Source organism: Mycobacterium sp., from assembly GCF_044223235.1.
GTDB lineage: Bacteria > Actinomycetota > Actinomycetes > Mycobacteriales > Mycobacteriaceae > Mycobacterium.
In genome coordinates, this window is sequence record NZ_JBGAME010000003.1 from 55,674 (window position 1) to 73,796 (window position 18,123).

The following is an 18,123-nucleotide window of genomic DNA, read 5'->3' on the forward strand; positions in this document are numbered from 1 at the left end:
TTCGGGAGGTCGCGCACCCGACCACGCGTGAATCTGTGGATCGTGCGAGGAAAGGCGCTGCCGCGGGACCTTTCCTTTCGCCGGGTATGGCCGCCGTCACATCATGGCGGAACCTACAGGAAACAGGAGGGGCCATGGGAGAACAGCAGCTGCCGCCGGGCGGCGTGCAAGGGTCACGATCGGTGGCGGGCAACGTGATCCGCGGATCGCTGGGCAATCTGATCGAGTGGTACGACTGGTATGCCTACGCGGCGTTCAGCATCTACTTCGCCAGCGTCTTCTTCCCCGCGGGCGATCAGACCGCGCAGCTGTTGAACACGGCCGGGATCTTCGCTGTCGGCTTTCTTGTCCGCCCGCTTGGCGGGTGGATGTTCGGCCGGTACGCCGACCGGTACGGGCGCCGCGCCGCGCTGACGTTGTCGGTGACCCTGATGGGGATCGGGTCGCTGGGTATTGCGGTCCTGCCGGGCTATGCACAGATCGGGGCGCTGGCACCGCTGCTGTTGGTCGCCGCCCGGCTGCTGCAGGGGTTGTCCCTGGGCGGCGAGTACGGAACGTCTGCGACGTACCTGAGCGAGGTCGCCACGCCGCACCGGCGCGGGTTCTACTCCTCGTTCCAGTACGTGACGTTGACCAGCGGGCAGCTGCTGGCGCTCGGGGTGCAGATCGTGCTGCAGCACATCCTCACCGCCGAGCAGATGCACGACTGGGGGTGGCGGATCGCGTTCGTCATCGGGGCGGCGGCCGCCGTCACCGTCATGTGGCTGCGGCGGACCATGGACGAATCGGAGAACTATCGCCTGGCCGTCAGCGAGAATGCCGCGGATAACGAACGCGGCAGCCTGCGGACCCTGCTCGAACATCCGCGGGAATGCCTGACGGTCGTGGGCCTGACCCTCGGCGGCACCATCGCGTTCTACACCTTCACCACCTACATGCAGAAGTTCATGATCAACACGACGGGCCTGCCCAAGGAGCAGGTGACCTGGATCAACTTCGTCGCGCTGCTGATCTTCGTCGGCCTGCAGCCGCTGTTCGGGGCGCTGTCGGATCGCATCGGCCGCCGGCCGCTGCTCATAGGCTTCGGGATCGCCGCGACGGTGTGCACCGTGCCGCTGCTGACCGCGGTGTCGCGCGCAGACTCCGCCCTGTCCGCATTCGGTCTGATGTTGATCGGCCTGATCATCGTGTCGGGATACACATCGATCAACGCGGTGGTGAAGGCCGAGCTGTTCCCCGCCAGGATCCGGGCCCTGGGCGTCGGGCTGCCGTATGCGCTGACCGTGGCGATTTTCGGCGGTACCACCGAATACGTTGCGCTGGGGCTGAAGAACATCGGTCACGAGAGCTGGTTCTTCTTCTATGTGGCTGGTTGCGCGCTGATTTCGCTCCTGGTCTATGTGTTCATGGGCGAATCGTCGCGCCGCTCCCACCTGGAGCGCGAGACGCGCGAGCTGCGCTCCAGCGAGCGTGAACTGGTCAATACCACGGAAGTTTCTGCACCGGGTTCTTAGCATCAGCGCCATGCAAGTGCTGCTAGTCGAGGACGACGAGGGGGTCGCGGCGGCGTTGGCCGAACTTCTCGGCCACGCCGGCGCGGCGGTAGTCCGGGCCGGCCGCGGCGCCGACGCCCTGCACCGCGTCAAGGGCTGCGACCTGGTGCTGTTGGACCTGGGCTTGCCGGATATGGACGGCCTGGACGTGCTGCGCACGCTGCGGCGCGCCTCGGCGGTGCCGGTGATCATCATGACGGCCAGAGACAGCGACGGCGCCGTCGTGCTGGGACTGCGCGCCGGAGCCGACGACTATCTGGTCAAGCCGGTCCGAAAAGCGGTGCTACTGGCCCGCATTGACGCCGTCATGCGACGCATGCGCCGCACCGTCGGTGACACCGCGGCACCGGCAGGGCCGGTCGTCGCCGGACCCGTGACGATCGACCGCGAGCGCCGCGAGGTCACGCTCGCGGGCGCCCCGCAGGCACTGACGAGGACCGAGTATCAGATCCTTGCCACACTGGCGGCCCGGCAAGGTGAGGCGGTCAGTCGCGAGGAGCTCATGCTGGAGGTGTGGGGCACCGCCGTTGTCGGCCGGTCCCGATCGCTGGACTTCTTCATCGGCCAGATCAGGGCCAAACTCGCCGGGCTCCCGCTACAGACGGTGCGCGGCTTCGGTTTTCGGCTGGACGCCTGATATGGGCCTTCGGGTTCGCGTCGTCCTCGTCATTCTGTCGTTGCTCGCCGTGGTGGCTCTCGCCGTACCGTTGGCGCTGACGTTGGCGGATCGCCGGACCGCCGCGCTCGCCGCCGAGCGGGATCGGCAGCTGGCCGCGCTGGCTGCCGCGGCAGCCACACCGGACGTACCCCTGCAGCGTTTGGTGGACCGCTATTACGAGGTGTACGGCGAGGGTGTGCTGATCATCGACACCGATGGCCAGACGCTCGCGACGCGGGGACTCGACATCACCGAACCCGGCGTCGCGTCGGCGGCGAACCAGGCCCTGGTCGATGCGGCCGCGTCGCCGTGGGATCGGATTCTGCCCTGGGACAGCAACCGTCTCCTTGCCGCCGCCGGTGTACGCCGCGACGGAGAGCTGGAGGGAGCGGTCGTTCTGGCAGTGGACAACTCCGTGGCGGCGCGTGACATCGCGACCGGTTGGCTGGCGGTTGCGATCGGCTGTCTTGGTCTGCTGGTCGTCGCGGCGGTGGTCGCCCGCGCGCTGACGCGGTGGGTCCTGCGCCCGCTCAACGGGCTGGAACGCGCTGTCGCCGAGATGACCGAGGGAATCGCAGGACCGCCCGCGGATGTGGCCGGGCCGCCGGAGTTGCGCCATTTCACGTCGGCCTTCAATACGATGGCACAGGTGGTTCGGGCGTCCCTGGACCGTCAGCGGCGCCTGGTCGCCGATGCGTCGCATCAACTGCGCAATCCACTCGCCGCCGTCCGGCTGCGTGCCGACACCCTCGAGGACTATGTGGTGGAGGCCGGTCGACCGACCTATGGGTCGCTGAGCGCCGAGCTGGACCGGTTCGAGAACCTGCTGCAGCAGTTGCTTCGGCTGGCACGCGCCGAACAGGTCAGCGGCAGCCGCAGGGTGGGCCTGTCCTCCGCGGTGTCCGAGTCGACCGACACCGGCGACGTCATCGCCGAGCGCATCGCGTTCTGGCAGCCCGTCGCCGACCGCAACCTCCAGCGCTTGCAGCATCGTTCGTCGCCTTGCCCGCCGGTGCAGCTGGCACGCCATGACGTGGAGCAGTTGCTCGACGTCGCGCTGGACAATGCGCTGCGCTACGCCGGGCGCGGCGCGACCGTCACCGTGGCGGCCAGCGGATCCGATGAAACCGTCGACCTCACCGTCAGCGACACCGGCCCCGGCCTGCCCGCCGAGGACTTGGCAAGGGCTGCAACGCGATTCTGGCGGCGGCACGACGACGGCACCGGAACCGGACTTGGGCTGGCCATCGCCGCCGAGATCGCCGAGGGTCACGGCGGGACGATCGGCCTCGAGCAGGCCGCCGAGGGTGGGCTGATGGTCCGGTTCCGCCTCCCAGTGGCAGGTGAATCGGCATGCTGAACAGCAGGTCGACGACTCCGATCGGGTCCCCGCACGTCATCAGCAGGCGGGCGTTCATCGCCGCGGCCGCGGTGGTCGCCTGCGGATGCGTGCGCAACGGAACCGACGGCCGGATACGGCTGGCGGCCGGTGATCCTGGCGGCATGTATCTGGCCTTTGCGAAGGTCCTCGCCACACAGATCGAGGCCAGCCATCCCGGACTCGCCGTGGACGTGCTCCCCACCGAGGGCACCGTCGAGAACCTGGCCCGGCTGCGGGTCGGTGAAGCCGATATGGGTCTGTCCCTTGCGGACGTCGCGGAACGGGACCGCGCCACTGGGCCGCCGGCAACCGCGCCGCTGGCTGTGGCCCGGGTGTACGAGAACTATCTGCAGGTGATTGTCCATGATTCCGGTGCGGTGCAACGCCTCTCAGATCTCGAAGGCCGTCGTGTGTCTATCGGCCCAGCCGGATCGGGTGGCGCGATGACCAGTGAGGTGCTGTTCGAGGCGGCCGGCCTGCGCGGTCGCGTGGACATCGTCCGCTATCGGCTGCGCGACGGTCTGGCCGGCCTCGCCGACAACAGCTTGGATGCGATCGTGTGGTCGGGCGGCGTCCCCACACCGGCCATCGCCGAATTGGACACGCGGCTGTCCCTGCGAATGCTCGACATCGGGGCGCTCGCGGTTCCGATGAGCGACCTAGCCGGCTATCCGTACGTGGTGCGGCGGGTTCCTTCGGGCGACTACGTGCCGCGCGGAACTCGCTCGCTCGGCGTACCGAACCTGCTGTTGTGCCGAAACGACATCGCTGCGGACCTCGTCTCCGCCGTGGTGGAGGTCCTGGTCACCGCGGCGCCACACCTGGTGCCTCCCAACGTCAGGGGGCTGCAATACCTCGACGCGCCGTCGATGATCCAGACCGGCCTGATCCCCCTGGACCCGGCCGCCGTGCAGGCCTTCCGCGGACTGCACGGCTGAGGGCGCCGGTCAACGGTTCGAATCTGCGTAATCCGCAAGGAGTCCCGCGTCGGGGCAATGCCGATCAAGTCACCGTGACGGAGACCCGGTGGACGGCGTTGCGCCGGCCCGACAGCGGTTGACCGACGCCATCAGCCACCGCTCGAGCGGACAACTCGACGGCGCCGCGATGCTGCGGGATCCAGTCGAGCCAGAACCGCTGCCACTGCCAGCCGGTGGACGGCTCCACCTGGGCCTGCCGCCACGGTTGTTCCGCCACGCGGACGTCGACCCCGGACACGCCGCCGTCGGCCCATGTTTACCCCCACACCTGCTGGGGCGCACCGAGTTCGACGACGCTCGCGGCGGCCGGCGCGACGATCAGCGCCTCAGGTGCGATGGACCAGACCGGTGTGGTCCGGCCCGTCGGCCGCCCCTGCTGGTCGACCTGCGGGTCGGCATACCATTTGGTTGTGAACGGGCCTTCGGCGCGGCGATCGGCCAAAGTGATTCGGCAGAGCCACTTGACGCTGTTGGTGCCGTAGAAGCCCGGGACCACGAGCCGTGCGGGATAGCCGTGCTCCGCGGGCAGCGCCGCACCGTTCAGTTCGTAGGCGACCAGCACATCGGCGTCGATCCGATCCAACGGCAGATCCTTGGCGTAGGGATACCCCGAGACACCGCCGAACTGCCCGGAGTCGGCACCGAACGACCACACGAACTTCGCCGTCTCCCGCGGCAGGCACTGCTCGAGGATGTCGGCGAGCCGAGCGCCCGCCCATCGAACGTTGGCCACCCGCCGCATCGGACGGAACGGCTCGAACGGGCTGCCGCAGCATTGGTGGACGGCGCGCACCTCGGCTTTCGGAAAGGCCAGCAGCCGATCGAAACTCAGCTCGGCGGGCCGATCGACCAGGCCGTCGATCGTCAACGACCAACGCTCGCGGTCCAGTCCAGGAACGCCGAAGTGGCACAACACGATCGTGTCGGACGTCGCCGTCTGGCGATCGCGCAACTCGTGCGGTGGCGGTGGTTCCCGCTTGTACGGGCCCGCCGGGTTCAGCCGTGGGTCGGTCCGTGGGTCGGTCCGTGGGTCGGTCATCGGGTCGCGAGTACCCGCCTATCGGGATTTCGCAACAAGATCACGTCTCGCTCGAACATCACTGGCGACTCATGAACTCCGCAAGCTGATCGCAGGTGCGCGCCCATCCCTCGCTGAAACTGTCGAAATCCGCAGGTGGCAGCAGGGAATGCTCGATAGACATGATGGTCTGGTCGTCGCCCAGTGGTGTGAACTCGACGTTGACGATGCTGACCACGGTCGGATCGATCCAGTCCGAGTTGCTCCACGTGAAGCGCAGCAGGCGCGGGCGATCGACGGCCAGGAACTGGCCGGTGATCAGCACACTGGTACCCAAGTCGTCGACGTCGAAGCGGACGATTCCACCGACACGAGGTTCGACGGTGATGTCGACGCATCGGACCGGACGGGGGCACATCCACTCCGCCAACGACTCCGGATCGAGCCATTGATCGAAAACCACCTCCGGCTCGGCGGGCATTATCCGTTCCAGGCGAACGATCGGAGACTCGGTCATCGGTCCCGCCGTTGCCTGCGCAGCCGCTCCGCGAGCGCGTCGGCACGTGTCGACCAGAAGTCGGTCTGCTCGTTGATCCACTGCTGAGCCATCGAGAGACCGTCCGGCTGAAGTGACAGCCAGTGCTCCCGGCCACGCACCTCACGGCGCACCAGGCCGGCTGATTCCAGCACGCCGATATGGCGGGATACGCCTGCGAAGGTCATCGGGAGCGGGGCAGCGAGGTCGGTGATGCGGGCGTCGCCCCGGCGCAGTGTCTGCAGCAGGTGGCGGCGGGTGGGATCGGCCAGTGCGCCGTAGGCCCGATCCAGCGCCTGATCTTCAACCATTTTGTTGACTATAGCGGCCCGCCGTGATGTGCTGAAGAACAGTAATTCAACTGAAATGTTGAACGTTGGCTATCCGGAAATGGTGAGGTGTCGGCATATGAGAACCCCAGCGATCGTGTCGGAGCGGGAATGGGAGGCGGCACTGCAGGAGATGCTGGTCAAGGAAAAGGAGCTGACGCGGGCACGCGACGCGCTGGCCGCATTGCGCCGGCGAATGCCGTGGACGCCGGTTTCCCGGCGGTACGTATTCGACGGGCCCCAGGGCAGGGTCGGCCTGCCCGACCTCTTCCAGGGCCGCCGCCAGCTGATCGTCTACCGCGCGTTCTTCGAGCCCGAGGTGCAGGGCTGGCCAGAGCATGCCTGCCGCGGCTGCTCCATGGTCGCTGACAACGTCGGCCACGTCGGGCATCTCAACGCGCGGGACACCACCCTGGTGTTCGTGTCACGCGCGTCCCAGCGCGATATTGCGCGGGTCAAGGAACGGATGGGCTGGCAGATGCCGTGGTACACGATCGTCCCCGACTCCGGCAGCGCGTTCGACGTCGATTTCGGCGTGGACGAGTGGCACGGCACCAACGCGTTCATCCGCTGGCCCGATGACTCCGGCGACCGGGTATACCGCACCTACTTCATCAACAATCGCGGTGACGAGGCCCTGGGCAGCTCGTGGAGCTACCTCGACATGACGGCGCTGGGGCGTCAGGAGAGTTGGGAGGATTCGCCGCAGGGCTACCCACAGAGCGCCCCCTACGAATGGTGGGACTGGCACGACGAGTACGGACACCACGTGCCGTCCCGGTGGTTCGACGAGCCGGATCCGAACGACCCCAACGACATCCGCCCGCCGCGGTCCTCGGAAGGGTGTGATTCCTGTGCCGGCGGCTGACGCCCGCGACCTGACCCGCCTCTACCACGAGACCCGGGAGCGGATAGGTGCACTGCTGGCCGATGTCGGCGACACCGGATGCGCCGTCCCCGTCGCGACGTGCCCGCAGTGGACTGTCCGCGACGTCGTGGCACATCTTGCGGGTGTCGCGGAGGACTGGGTGACGGGACGGCTGACCGGACCGCCGACCGACGAACAGACGGCCGCTCAGATCGCCCGGTTCGGCGATCTCGGCGTCGCGCAGATCCTCGGGCGCTGGGCGGACGCGGCGTCCCTGCTCGATCATGCAGCCGAAAGCACCGGCACCAAGCCCCCACTGGGCGACGTTGTCGTTCACGAGCATGACGTGCGCGCTGCGGTTGGCCGCCCCGGCGCCCGCGACTCCGCCGCGGTGTGGTGTGTGTCCGATCTTCTGCTGGCAAGCCTGCGCTCTCCGGTACCGCTGCGGGTGACGGTGGAAGACGGCGACTACCGCTGTGGATCCGACGGAGCCGAACTACGGCTGCACACCACACGATTCGAGGCCACGCGCTGGCGAACCGGTCGACGCAGCCGTGCCCAGCTGGCCGCCATGGACTGGTCGCACGATCCCACCTCGGTGCTCGACCACCTGTGCCTGTTCGGCCCCGCAACAGCCGATATCGTCGAATAGCGCAGCAAGCCGGCCCGCTTCAGGAATCGAGATTCTCGATGTCGACAGGTTGGATCGGCTCGGCCAGCGGGAAACCGAGAACCGTTGCATAGAAATACAGTTCCGCTTCGAGGGTGCGAATGATGTTCTCCGCCTTGCGGAAGCCGTGTTGTTCGCCTTCGAACGCGAGGTAGGCGAACGGGACGCCGTTGGCCCGCAACGCCTCGACCATCAGCTCCGCCTGCACGGGAGGCACCACACGGTCCTCCAGCCCCTGGAACAGGATCACCGGGCACGAGAGCCGGTCGGCGTAGTGGAGCGGTGAGCGTTGCCGATAGCGCTCGCGTTCCTGCGGATAGGGACCGATCAGGCCGTCGAGGTAGCGCGATTCGAACTTGTGGGTGTCGGTTGCCAGCGCCTCGCAGTCAGCAACGCCGTAATAGCTTGCGCCTGCGGCGAAGTCGTCGTGGAAAACCAGGGCGCACAGCGTCGTGTACCCGCCGGCGCTGCCGCCGCGGATGGTCAGGCGGTGCCCGTCGGCCAGTCCCTGCCCCGCCAGGTGGCGAGCGGCATTGATGCAGTCCTCGGTGTCAACGACGCCCCATGTGCCGTCGAGGCGCTCCCGATAAGCACGGCCGAATCCGGTGCTTCCACCGTAGTTGACATCGACGACGGCGAATCCGCGGTTGGTCCAGTACTGGGTGGCCAGCGCCAGTTGGGCGCGCGCCATGCCGGTCGGTCCGCCGTGGCTCTTCACGATGAGCGGTGGCTGCTCGCCGTCGGGGCCGCTGAACTCCGGGTTCGTCGGCGGGTAGTAGAGCGCGTGGGCGGTCGCGGCGCCACCGGCCGTCGGAAACTCGATGGGCTGGGCGCGCGAGACGTGGGAAGGGTCGAGCTCATGCTGCACGCCGCGCCGCAGCGTCTCCAATTCGCCTGAGCGGGTGTCCATCCGGATCACAGCTGCGGTTTCGGTCGGCGAACCGGCGATGAACACCAGCGAGGCGCCGTCGGCACGCAGGGAGGGGGCGTACGCGCTGTACGGGAGGTCGGCGGTGTCGAGGTTCCCGTCCGGTGACAGGAATGCCAGATGGTCGATGCCGCGGCTCGAATAGACGCACGCGATGCGCCCGTCGTTCAGAAAGGCGTACGTGGCCGAGCCGAACTCCCAGTGCGGCACCCCGAACTCGGCGTCCATCGGTGCGAGCGCCTCGACTCGCTCGTCGGCCAGTCGGTACAGGTTCCACCAACCGGTGCGGTCGGAGACGAAGTACAGCTCGCCCTGCGGGCTCCAGCGGGGCTGGAAGATCGATTCCCGCGGACCGCCCGCGACGAGGCGGATATTGCTCACCTCGGCGTCCGCGTTGAGATCACCGACCCACATGTCGGTGCCGTCCCATGGCATGCGCGGATGATCCCAGGTCAGCCAGGTGAGTCTGCCTCCGTCGGGACTGATCTGCGGAGCCGCGAAGAAATCGTGACCCGACACCACCGTTCGGGGCGGGGCCGACCCGTCGGCGGCAACGACCGCGAGTTCGTTGACCGGCTCACCGCCGCCGTGTGGGTGCACCTCGCGAACACAGATCAGCAGCCGCCCGTCGGCGGAGAGGCAACCATCGGCGTAGCGGACCCCTGCCGCGATGTCCGGCTCCGGTGTGATGGGTTGTGGTGCCCCGCCGTCCTGCCGGTAGAGCCGCTGATCATCGAAGTTCGAGAACAGCACCGTATTCGAGGACAGCACCGTATTTGAGGACAGCACCGTATGTGGGGTGAGCGCCGCGGCGCCTCCAACAAGGTAGGCACCGCCGCCGTATTCGTGCACGCGGCTGCGCACCGAAAACGACGGCGGCGTCACCTCGGTGCGCTCACCAGAAGCGTTGTGGCACACGATCACCGTGCGACCGCCCTCGCTCGGTTTGCCCTCGAGCCAGTAGACGTCGCCGCCGGCGATAGTGGGTGCGGCAAGCGGGATCTCCCCCGCGGCGACTGCCGCGGCGCTGATCGGCGACCGCCAGCTTCCGTACGGCGCGATCTGCGGCATTCCACGACTGTAGTCGCGCGAGCGTAACGGTACGGCGGTGATGAGGGTGGAATGCCGCCGTAGCGTTACGGTGGGCGCCCAGAACCAGGCGCGAAACGTGGTGCGGTAGTCGCCCGGTCAGGCGCCGACGTAGGTGGCCAGGTGCTCGCCGGTGAGGGTGGAGCGGGACTCGACGAGGCCGGTCGGTGTGCCTTCGAACACGATCCGGCCCCCGTCGTGACCCGCACCGGGGCCGAGGTCGATCACCCAGTCCGCGTGCGCTATCACAGCTTGACGGTGTTCGATCACGACGACTGATTTTCCGGAGTCCACCAGCCGGTCCAGCAGGTCCAGCAGCTGTTCGACGTCGGCGAGATGCAGACCGGAGGTCGGCTCGTCGAGGACGTACACCGAACCCTCCCCGCCCATGTGGGTGGCCAGTTTCAGCCGTTGGCGTTCGCCCCCGGACAGGGTGGTCAGCGGCTGGCCGAGGCTGAGGTAGCCGAGCCCGACGCCGGCCAGGCGCCCGAGGATCTTGTGCGCGGCCGGCGTGCGAGCCTCGCCGGCGCCGAAGAAGCCCCGAGCCTGCGATACCGGCATGGCGAGCACCTCGCTGATGTCGCGGCCGCCCAGGTGGTAGTCGAGCACCGATGCCTGGAATCGCTTACCCTCGCACTCTTCGCAAGTGGTGGCGACAGCGGCCATCATCGCCAGGTCGGTGTAGATGACGCCTGCGCCGTTGCAGGTGGGGCAGGCACCTTCGGAGTTCGCGCTGAAGAGGGCGGGCTTGACACCGTTGGCCTTCGCGAACGCCCTGCGGATCGGATCGAGCAGACCGGTGTAGGTGGCGGGGTTGCTGCGCCGAGAACCGCGGATCGGGCTCTGGTCGACGGTGACGACCCCGTCGCGCCCGGACACCGACCCGTCGATCAGCGAGCTCTTACCCGAGCCCGCCACCCCGGTGACGGCGACCAGTATGCCGAGCGGGATGTCGACGTCGACGTCGCGCAGGTTGTGGGTGCGGGCTCCACGCACCTGCAGAACGCCCGACGGTGTGCGCACCGTGCCCTTGAGTGTGTTCCGGTCGGCGAGGTGGCGACCGGTGAGGGTGCCGCTGAAGCGCAGGCCCTCGACGGTGCCCTCGTAGCAGACGGTGCCCCCTGCGGGGCCTGCGCCGGGGCCGAGATCGACGACATGGTCGGCGATCTCGATCGTCTCGGGCTTGTGCTCCACCACCAGCACGGTGTTGCCCTTGTCGCGCAGTCGCACCAACAGGGCGTTCATCCGGGCGATGTCGTGCGGATGCAGCCCGATCGTTGGCTCGTCGAAGACGTAGGTGATGTCGGTGAGTGGAGAACCGAGGTGGCGAATCATCTTGGTGCGTTGGGCTTCACCGCCCGACAGCGTGCCCGAGGGCCGATCGAGCGACAGGTACCCCAGTCCGATCTCGACGAACGAGTTGAGGGTGCGCTGCAATGACAGCACCAGCGGCGCAACGGATTCGTCGTCGACGCCGGTGAGCCACTCGGAGAGATCGTTGATCTGCATCGCGCACACGTCGGCGATGTTGACGCCCTTGATCTTCGATGACCGTGCCGCCTCGGACAGCCGGGTACCTGCGCAATCTGGGCACGTCGTGAACGACACCGCCCGCTCGACGAACGCGCGTATGTAGGGCTGCATCCCGTCCACGTCCTTGGCCAGGAACGACTTCTGGATCTGCGGGATCAGACCGGTGTACGTGAGGTTGATGCCGTCGACCTTGATCTTGGTCGGCTCCTTGTACAGCAGAGCGTCAAGTTCCTTCGCGCTGAACTCCCGTATCGGCTTATCCGGGTCGAAGAAGCCGCAGCCGTTGAAGATTCGGCCGTACCAGCCCTCCATGCTGTAGCCGGGAATGGTCAGGGCACCGTCGTTGAGCGATTTGGCGTCGTCGTAGAGTGCCGTGCGGTCGATGTCGGTGACCGAACCCCTGCCCTCGCAGCGGGGGCACATGCCGCCCGTGACACTGAAGCTGCGCCGCTCCTTGACGGTCTTGCCGCCCCGCTCGAGGGTGACTGCACCGGCTCCGCTCACGGATACCACGTTGAACGAGAAGGCCTGCGGCGAGCCGATATGGGGTGTGCCGAGTCGGCTGAACAGGATACGCATCAGCGCACCGGTATCGGTGACGGTGCCGACCGTGGAGCGGGGATCCGCACCCAACCGCTGCTGGTCGACGATCATCGCCGTCGTCAGCCCATCGAGCACATCGACGTCGGGGCGCGCCACCGTGGGCATGAAGCCCTGGACGAAGGCGCTGTAGGTCTCGTTGATGAGGCGCTGCGACTCAGCGGCGATGGTGCCGAACACCAGCGAACTCTTGCCCGAACCGGATACGCCGGTGAACACCGTCAACCGGCGCTTGGGCAACTCCACGCTGACGTTCTTCAGGTTGTTCACCCGTGCTCCGTGCACCCGGATCAGGTCGTGGCCGTCGGCGGCGTGCCGCGGCCGTGCGTGCGTCTTCCTTCGTCGCTCGCCGCTCATGTGTCGCCATCGTAGGCCGCCCGCGCGGGTGCCCACCGGGCCACTAGGCGTCCCTGGACGCGTTCTTCCAGCTCAGCGGGGCGGTGAACCACAGGACGGCCATGCACGTATATGGAGTCGGAGGTACGAGATGAGTCCATTGCGGATCCTTGTTGTGGGTGCCGGTGTCAGCGGCATCGCCGTTGCTCGTGGATTGCTGCGCGACGGCCATGACGTGACCGTCTTCGAGAGGCGGCCTGATGTGACGGCCGGCGGTGGCGCCGTGACCATCTGGTCCAACGGGGCGACGGTTCTCGAGCAACTGGGCGTCGACATGGACGGGGCGGGTCAACCGCTGTCCACCGTTCGAGTCGAGACATCGACGGGGCGTCCCCTGACTACGTTCGACGTGTCGGCCATCGTGGAGCGCATGGGTGCCCCCGTGCGGATGGTGCCACGCCGCGTCCTGCTGGAGCGGTTGCTGGACGGCTTTCCTACCGACCGCATCCGGTGCGGCGTGCGCGCGGTGGCCGTGGCCGACTGCGACTCGGACACCGGGTGCGGGGTCCGAGTCGATTTCGCCGACGGCACCAGCGCCGAAGGTGACCTGCTGATCGGTGCGGACGGCCTGCACTCGATGGTTCGCCGTGTGGTCGGGGCAGCGGCGGCGGAGCCGACCGGCTGGTGCAGCTGGCAGGGTCTGGTCACTCTGCCCGATATCCCGGACAAGCGCGTTGGCCTGATCGTGGTGGGCGAGCAGGGAAGCGTCGGCCTGTGGCCGGCCGGCGGATCGGATCTGCAGTGGTGGTTCGACCTGCCCTGGTCGCCCGACTTCGTGCGGCCGGAGCGGCCGATCGAGATGATCCGGTCATACTTCGCCGGGTGGGGTGACCTGGTTGATCAGGTTCTCGCGACGCTGACCGACGACGATCTGGCCCAGTCGCCGTTCCCCCACTTCCGGCATCCGATTCCCGAACCTGGCCGTGGCGCGGTCACCCTGCTCGGGGACGCGGCGCACACCATGCCCCCTACCCTCGCCCAGGGCACCAATCAGGCGCTGCTGGACACGATGGTTCTGCGCAGGGCGCTCGCGCAGCACGGCGAGCTTCCCGGCGCACTGCGCTGGTATGAGGACACCCGGCGACGCAAGGTCGGTGTGGTGTCGTGGGTGGCGTCGCTGCAGGTCGCGCACAGCGAGGCGATGCTGAGGCCGGCGGCACTGGTTCCGGACCGGATGATGACCTGGGCGCTGACAACCCTGCTGCGGTCGACAAGTCACCGCGGGATGGCGGCCGAGATCAGCCGAGAGCTCGCCGCGCGCTCCGCGCCGGCAGCGTCGACGGTGCCGGCAACGACTATGAGCGGTCGGTAGGACTGGTCCACGTCATGGACTACCGGTTCCTCGGCCTGTCAGGCCAGGTGCGCGCATAGGCCTTGGGACCGACAGACCGTGTCGATCACGGCGTTGAGGTGCGAAGGTTCTCACACAAACCGTCGCGTCGGTCACGGGCTGGCGTGGCCCCGAAAGAAATACAACCGGAATTGGTCGGGCTGCGCATCGATTCCGCAGGGGCGATGCGCAGCGAAGTGCTGTACCGCGGATAACCGGCAGTGAATTTGTTGACTGAGACGGAGGAAGGCGCGGAGCAGATGCACCCATCGTCGCCCGTACGGCCCGCTATTTGGATGCTGGGGCTGCTCGCCGTCACGGTCACCCTTCTCGCCGCGTGCAGCAGCTCGACCAACTCCGGCTCGACCGACACCCTCGCGGCACCCACCGGCTCGACGGAGCCGATCATGGCAGTCGGCGCGGATCTACCGGCACTGGTGCGACAGGTTGAGCCGTCGGTCGTCACAGTGCTCATCGATGGCGGCGTGGGTAGCGGCATTGTCTACAAATCCGACGGCATAATCGTCACCAATGCCCACGTCGTCGCCGGAGTGCAGGACGTCATCGTGGTCCTCGCCGACGGGCAGCAAGTGCCGGGAAAGGTGCGTGGCGCCGATGAGGTTTCCGACATTGCCGTCATCCAGGCCGACCGTACGGGCCTGCCCGCTGCGGCATTCCAGAAGCCGCTGCCGCAGGTCGGTGAGCTCGCCGTCGTCATGGGCAGCCCGCTGGGATTCGAGGCCACAGTCACATCCGGCATCATCTCGGGACTGCACCGCCAGATTCCCGGGTCGGCTTCCACCGGCGCACCACTGGTCGACCTAATCCAGACCGACGCCGCCATCTCGCCGGGCAACTCTGGGGGCGCTGTACTCGACGCGCAAGGAGAGGTTGTAGGTATGAGCGTGGCCTACATCCCGCCGACGGCGGGTGCGGTAGCCCTAGGATTCGCCATCCCGGCCGCGACCGTGGTCGACGTCGCCGACCAGCTGCTGGCCACCGGGACCGCCCGCAACGCATATATCGGTATTCAGCCCGCCACCCTGACCCCAGAAATGGCACGGCTGCTGGGAATCAACCGCACCAATGGTGTGGTCGCCATGCAGGTCGCGACGCCAGGTCCGGCAGCGGCGGCAGGCATCCAACCGGGCGACATCGTCATCGCGTTCAACGGTCAGGAAATCGCAACGGCAGAGGAGCTCATAGCGGCACTTCGCAGCACCAAACCGGGCGACCGGGTCCAGTTGACCTTGCTCCGCGAAGCCAAGACCGAAGAGATCACGGTCATAGTTGCGGACCGCGCTTCCACCTAGAGCCCGATAGTCCCGCGCCCTCAGACACGCCCTGCACGCGGATCACTTGACTCCGTCTACCACACCGACGCCGCGGGGAATGTCTGAACAACAGTGCAGTGGCGGGTTAGTTCTTACGCTTCCCGACAGAGTTGTCCATGCACCCGACCTGTTAGGCCGAACCGGTCCGGCGAGATTGCGGCTGCGGGTCCGGTTCGGAAACACCGACGACATGCCAACGTTGAGCGTCGGCCTTCTCGGGCCGCCGGTCTGGACTTGGATTGGAGATATCGCGTGACTCATCCGTCGGGTATTCCGGTGTTCGAACGGTTCTTTCGCTCGGTCGCACGCATCAAGATCGACAAGAACGACATCCGTCGCTTTCGCGAGTTCGTCGACGAGCAAATCGATGACATTGCCATCGCGGGCCGCAATACGGCTAAGTGGAACGGGCGTGATGTGGTTGTGGCGCAGGACCTTCCGATCACCAAGGGCGTTCAGGAGCGAATGCGCGAATTCGACAAGTTCGAGGAGGCCGAGGAGATCCGTGAGCTGCTGCGGCAGGCGGTGCGACAACCACCTGGGGACGTTTCTTTCGCTGAGGACGCCGAGCGCCTGCTGCCAGAGCTGTTCGGCGGATTGAGTATCGCACTGGCCCGTTCGTTTCGCGTGGTGGACGCGACGGTGACCAACCCGTCGACTGAGCATTGGAATCGGGTGTTCACGATATTTCGGCTGGTGTTCTGACGGCCGGCGGTCCTCACCTGTCGTGATTGACCCACGCGACGCCCGCTGCGCGAGTTCAAGAATCTCTATACCGGCGAGGTGAAGGAGCGCAAACGCGAAGGTGCCGGTCAGCCATCGGGGTTGAGGAATCGCCACGCTCGTGTCGCGGCATGGAGATTGAACCGGGTATCAACGTTGCGGAGGTCGTGGCCGGTGAGTTCAGCGATGCGCGCCAGCCGGTAGCGCAGCGTGCTGCGATGAATGTGTAGGGCGGCCGCGGATTCGTCATAGTTTCCGCCACATTCCAAATAGTCGCTGAGAGTCAGAACCAGTTCGGAGTTCCTGCTCTCGTCGTAGTCCAGGAGTGGGCCCAGCCATTCGCGCACGAAGGCTTCGACCGTGCCGCCGCCGTCGGCGGCGTCGATCAGGCGGTAGAAACCAAGTTCGTCGAAAGCTGCTGCGCCTTCTGGATGGGCAGAGCGCAGCCGGATGCTCAGGGCACGACGCGCCTCCATGAAGGACTGTGGCAAATCATCGGGCACTTCGCAACGAGTGCCGATGCCGATCACGCTTGCCGTGTGGTCGAGGCCCTCACTGATTGCGTGGTGCAGTGCCCGCGGGTCCGGGCGGCCGTCGGTGAGCAGAACAACCAGGCTGCCGTGGCGCCCTTGCAGGTATTTCAGATGCAGCGCGGTCGCAGCGCTCCCGGCGACGGTTGCCAGCGCGCTCTCTGCGCGACCGGCGGCTTGTACCACCACCACATAATGCGGGCGCCGCAGGTCATGGCCCAGGGCGTCGGCACGGGCGTAGGCCCCGACCCGGTCGGTGCCGGCCAACAGATCGTCGACCAACTCGCGGCGCAGATTGAGCTCGATCTTGGCGAGGTTTCGCTCGTGGGATAGCTCCAGCGCTAAAACCGTGGTGCCGTAGCGCAGGGCGAACAGGCTGTCCGCGGTCACCGCGTTATCCGGGTCCTGCACCGCCAGGACCCCGAGGATCTCGGCGCGGGGCTGGACGAGCGCGAGCACGCGGCCCCCTATCCGTGCCGGACCGTTCTGTGCCGCCAGTTCGTGTAGCAATAGCTGGCGCTCGTCCGTGGTCTGCTTGGGGTAGGGATGGGGTTGCCCCGGTCCGGCCCAGCAGCGCAGGTTGCCGAACCTGTCCTCGAGTCCTACAGGTAGTGCCGTCAGGCCATGCAGCGCATCCAAGATGCCCTGCTCACCCATTCCCGCAGCGATCGCCGCGCTCAGAACCTCGTGCATGTTCGCTTGCCATCGCAACCGCAGAACCGTGGCGGCGAGTTCGCGATTCGTTTCCTCCAGATCGGTGTTCGCCTTTGTGAGCAGCCCGGCGGAACCGATGTCGCGCTCATGCATTGCAACGAACGCCAGGGCGGCGCCGGCTTGTTGGGCAAGGATTTTCAGCAACAGGATCTGATTTTCCGGCGGCGCACTGATGGCACTAATCACCAGACAACCCTGAACGGCGCTTTGGTGACTCAGCGGAAGCGCGCACCCCCACCGTCCGCCTTGTATGTCGACCTGCCCATCGCAGCCGGACTCGCGAAGCTGCCGTTCGATTTGGGGATGTTCGGGCTGTGAGGGTGGAAAGCGAACGAACTCACCGTCCACGGAGCGGTAACTAGCCTCGACCTGACACGGCCCGAGGTTGCGAACGGCGGCCGTCGCAACTTGGAAGATCTCTCCGGTGTCGCATTTGCTGAAGTCGACGCGCGACAACGTGGCCAAACGCGTCGAAACCTGTCCGGCCGGCCCGCCCTGTCCTCGCGTGCTATTCGATTCACCGTTCATGTTGAGTGGCCGCGCTGACCAACTCCTGTCTTTTGCCACGGCGAAGTCCTGCTGATGCGCCACTGCGGATGGCATACCCACCGGGGGCGATCCGAAGCGTATTGCGGTCCGGAAGTGTCAGCGCGCCCGGGACACCGACATTGACCGATCCGCAGCTCACGGAATAGATGCTAGTCGGCATCTATCTGTAGACCGCTTCCCTCGCCGGGGACGGAGGCCAGGGAACGGTCCCTTCCTCGGTGATGCATCCATTCGTGCTGACAGGACCAATCTCGATTGACATTTCTGGCTCGTTAGGAGCACGCGCTCGCCGAATCTGATTGCCAGACTTCTCGTTAGGAGGTTCCTGGCGGGTCCCGTGCGTACAGGCCTTTGGCTGCCGGAGTTCCGGTTCAGCAACCCTTGGACCTAGGAGAGTCATGGCAT

General features: G+C 66.8%; 16 protein-coding genes. 9 read left to right on the top strand and 7 right to left on the bottom strand.

Going from position 1 to position 18,123, the window contains the following annotated elements; genetic code table 11:
* Positions 1-134: 134 nt before the first annotated feature.
* From ADBZ6K_RS06040 to ADBZ6K_RS06055, 4 genes are read left to right on the top strand one after another with little or no spacing between them, the layout of a single operon-like run.
* A complete protein-coding gene (locus ADBZ6K_RS06040; protein ID WP_526344975.1) occupies positions 135-1,514 on the top strand; it encodes an MFS transporter in 1,380 nt (459 codons plus the stop codon).
* Positions 1,515-1,524: 10 nt separating this feature from the next.
* Entirely contained in the window at positions 1,525-2,190 is a 666-nt protein-coding gene (locus tag ADBZ6K_RS06045; protein ID WP_526344976.1) for a response regulator transcription factor, read from the top strand.
* A 1-nt stretch (position 2,191) separates the two neighbouring features.
* Positions 2,192-3,571: a sensor histidine kinase gene (locus ADBZ6K_RS06050; RefSeq protein WP_526344977.1), complete on the top strand. Its 1,380-nt coding sequence runs from the start codon at positions 2,192-2,194 to the stop codon at positions 3,569-3,571.
* Positions 3,565-4,530: a TAXI family TRAP transporter solute-binding subunit gene (locus tag ADBZ6K_RS06055; RefSeq protein ID WP_526344978.1), complete on the top strand. Its 966-nt coding sequence runs from the start codon at positions 3,565-3,567 to the stop codon at positions 4,528-4,530. The genes ADBZ6K_RS06050 and ADBZ6K_RS06055 overlap by 7 nt, the downstream gene beginning before the upstream one ends.
* Before the next feature lie 64 nt (positions 4,531-4,594).
* Here ADBZ6K_RS06055 and ADBZ6K_RS06060 read toward each other — a convergent pair whose 3' ends face one another.
* Genes ADBZ6K_RS06060 through ADBZ6K_RS06075 form a run of 4 tightly spaced genes read right to left on the bottom strand, consistent with a single transcriptional unit; the run spans position 4,595 to position 6,436 of the window.
* Positions 4,595-4,789, bottom strand: coding sequence for a hypothetical protein (locus ADBZ6K_RS06060; RefSeq protein ID WP_526344979.1), 195 nt, complete (start codon positions 4,787-4,789; stop codon positions 4,595-4,597).
* A gap of 39 nt (positions 4,790-4,828) precedes the next feature.
* Positions 4,829-5,611, bottom strand: coding sequence for a molybdopterin-dependent oxidoreductase (locus ADBZ6K_RS06065; protein WP_526344980.1), 783 nt, complete (start codon positions 5,609-5,611; stop codon positions 4,829-4,831).
* A 58-nt stretch (positions 5,612-5,669) separates the two neighbouring features.
* Entirely contained in the window at positions 5,670-6,107 is a 438-nt protein-coding gene (locus ADBZ6K_RS06070; RefSeq protein WP_526344981.1) for an SRPBCC family protein, read from the bottom strand.
* The gene (locus ADBZ6K_RS06075) at positions 6,104-6,436 is read right to left on the bottom strand and encodes an ArsR/SmtB family transcription factor (protein ID WP_526344982.1); all 333 of its coding nucleotides are present in this window, start codon (positions 6,434-6,436) and stop codon (positions 6,104-6,106) included. The genes ADBZ6K_RS06070 and ADBZ6K_RS06075 overlap by 4 nt, the downstream gene beginning before the upstream one ends.
* Positions 6,437-6,533: 97 nt before the next feature.
* Here ADBZ6K_RS06075 and ADBZ6K_RS06080 point away from each other — a divergent pair, with 97 nt between their 5' ends.
* Entirely contained in the window at positions 6,534-7,322 is a 789-nt protein-coding gene (locus ADBZ6K_RS06080; protein WP_526344983.1) for a DUF899 domain-containing protein, read from the top strand.
* Entirely contained in the window at positions 7,309-7,974 is a 666-nt protein-coding gene (locus tag ADBZ6K_RS06085; RefSeq protein WP_526344984.1) for a maleylpyruvate isomerase family mycothiol-dependent enzyme, read from the top strand. Before ADBZ6K_RS06080 ends, ADBZ6K_RS06085 begins: the two co-directional genes overlap by 14 nt.
* Positions 7,975-7,993: 19 nt before the next feature.
* On the opposite strand, the gene ADBZ6K_RS06090 is transcribed toward ADBZ6K_RS06085, so the two are convergent.
* Both ADBZ6K_RS06090 and ADBZ6K_RS06095 read right to left on the bottom strand, forming a co-directional pair.
* Positions 7,994-9,991, bottom strand: coding sequence for a S9 family peptidase (locus ADBZ6K_RS06090; RefSeq protein WP_526344985.1), 1,998 nt, complete (start codon positions 9,989-9,991; stop codon positions 7,994-7,996).
* A 117-nt stretch (positions 9,992-10,108) separates the two neighbouring features.
* On the bottom strand, positions 10,109-12,499 hold the full coding sequence (locus tag ADBZ6K_RS06095; protein WP_526344986.1) for an ATP-binding cassette domain-containing protein: 2,391 nt from the start codon (positions 12,497-12,499) through the stop codon (positions 10,109-10,111).
* A gap of 130 nt (positions 12,500-12,629) precedes the next feature.
* Here ADBZ6K_RS06095 and ADBZ6K_RS06100 point away from each other — a divergent pair, with 130 nt between their 5' ends.
* The 3 genes from ADBZ6K_RS06100 (at position 12,630) to ADBZ6K_RS06110 (ending at position 15,907) form a co-directional block, all read left to right on the top strand.
* Entirely contained in the window at positions 12,630-13,850 is a 1,221-nt protein-coding gene (locus ADBZ6K_RS06100) for an FAD-dependent oxidoreductase (RefSeq protein WP_526344987.1), read from the top strand.
* Positions 13,851-14,164: 314 nt separating this feature from the next.
* Positions 14,165-15,181 (top strand): S1C family serine protease, encoded by a 1,017-nt coding sequence (locus ADBZ6K_RS06105; protein ID WP_526344988.1) that lies wholly within the window; start codon positions 14,165-14,167, stop codon positions 15,179-15,181.
* 273 nt (positions 15,182-15,454) lie between these two features.
* The gene (locus ADBZ6K_RS06110) at positions 15,455-15,907 is read left to right on the top strand and encodes a DUF1931 family protein (RefSeq protein WP_526344989.1); all 453 of its coding nucleotides are present in this window, start codon (positions 15,455-15,457) and stop codon (positions 15,905-15,907) included.
* Between the two features lie 107 nt (positions 15,908-16,014).
* On the opposite strand, the gene ADBZ6K_RS06115 is transcribed toward ADBZ6K_RS06110, so the two are convergent.
* Positions 16,015-17,760 carry a PucR family transcriptional regulator gene (locus ADBZ6K_RS06115; RefSeq protein WP_526344990.1) on the bottom strand — a complete coding sequence of 582 codons (1,746 nt, stop codon included), beginning with the start codon at positions 17,758-17,760 and terminating at the stop codon, positions 16,015-16,017.
* Positions 17,761-18,123 lie beyond the last annotated feature (363 nt).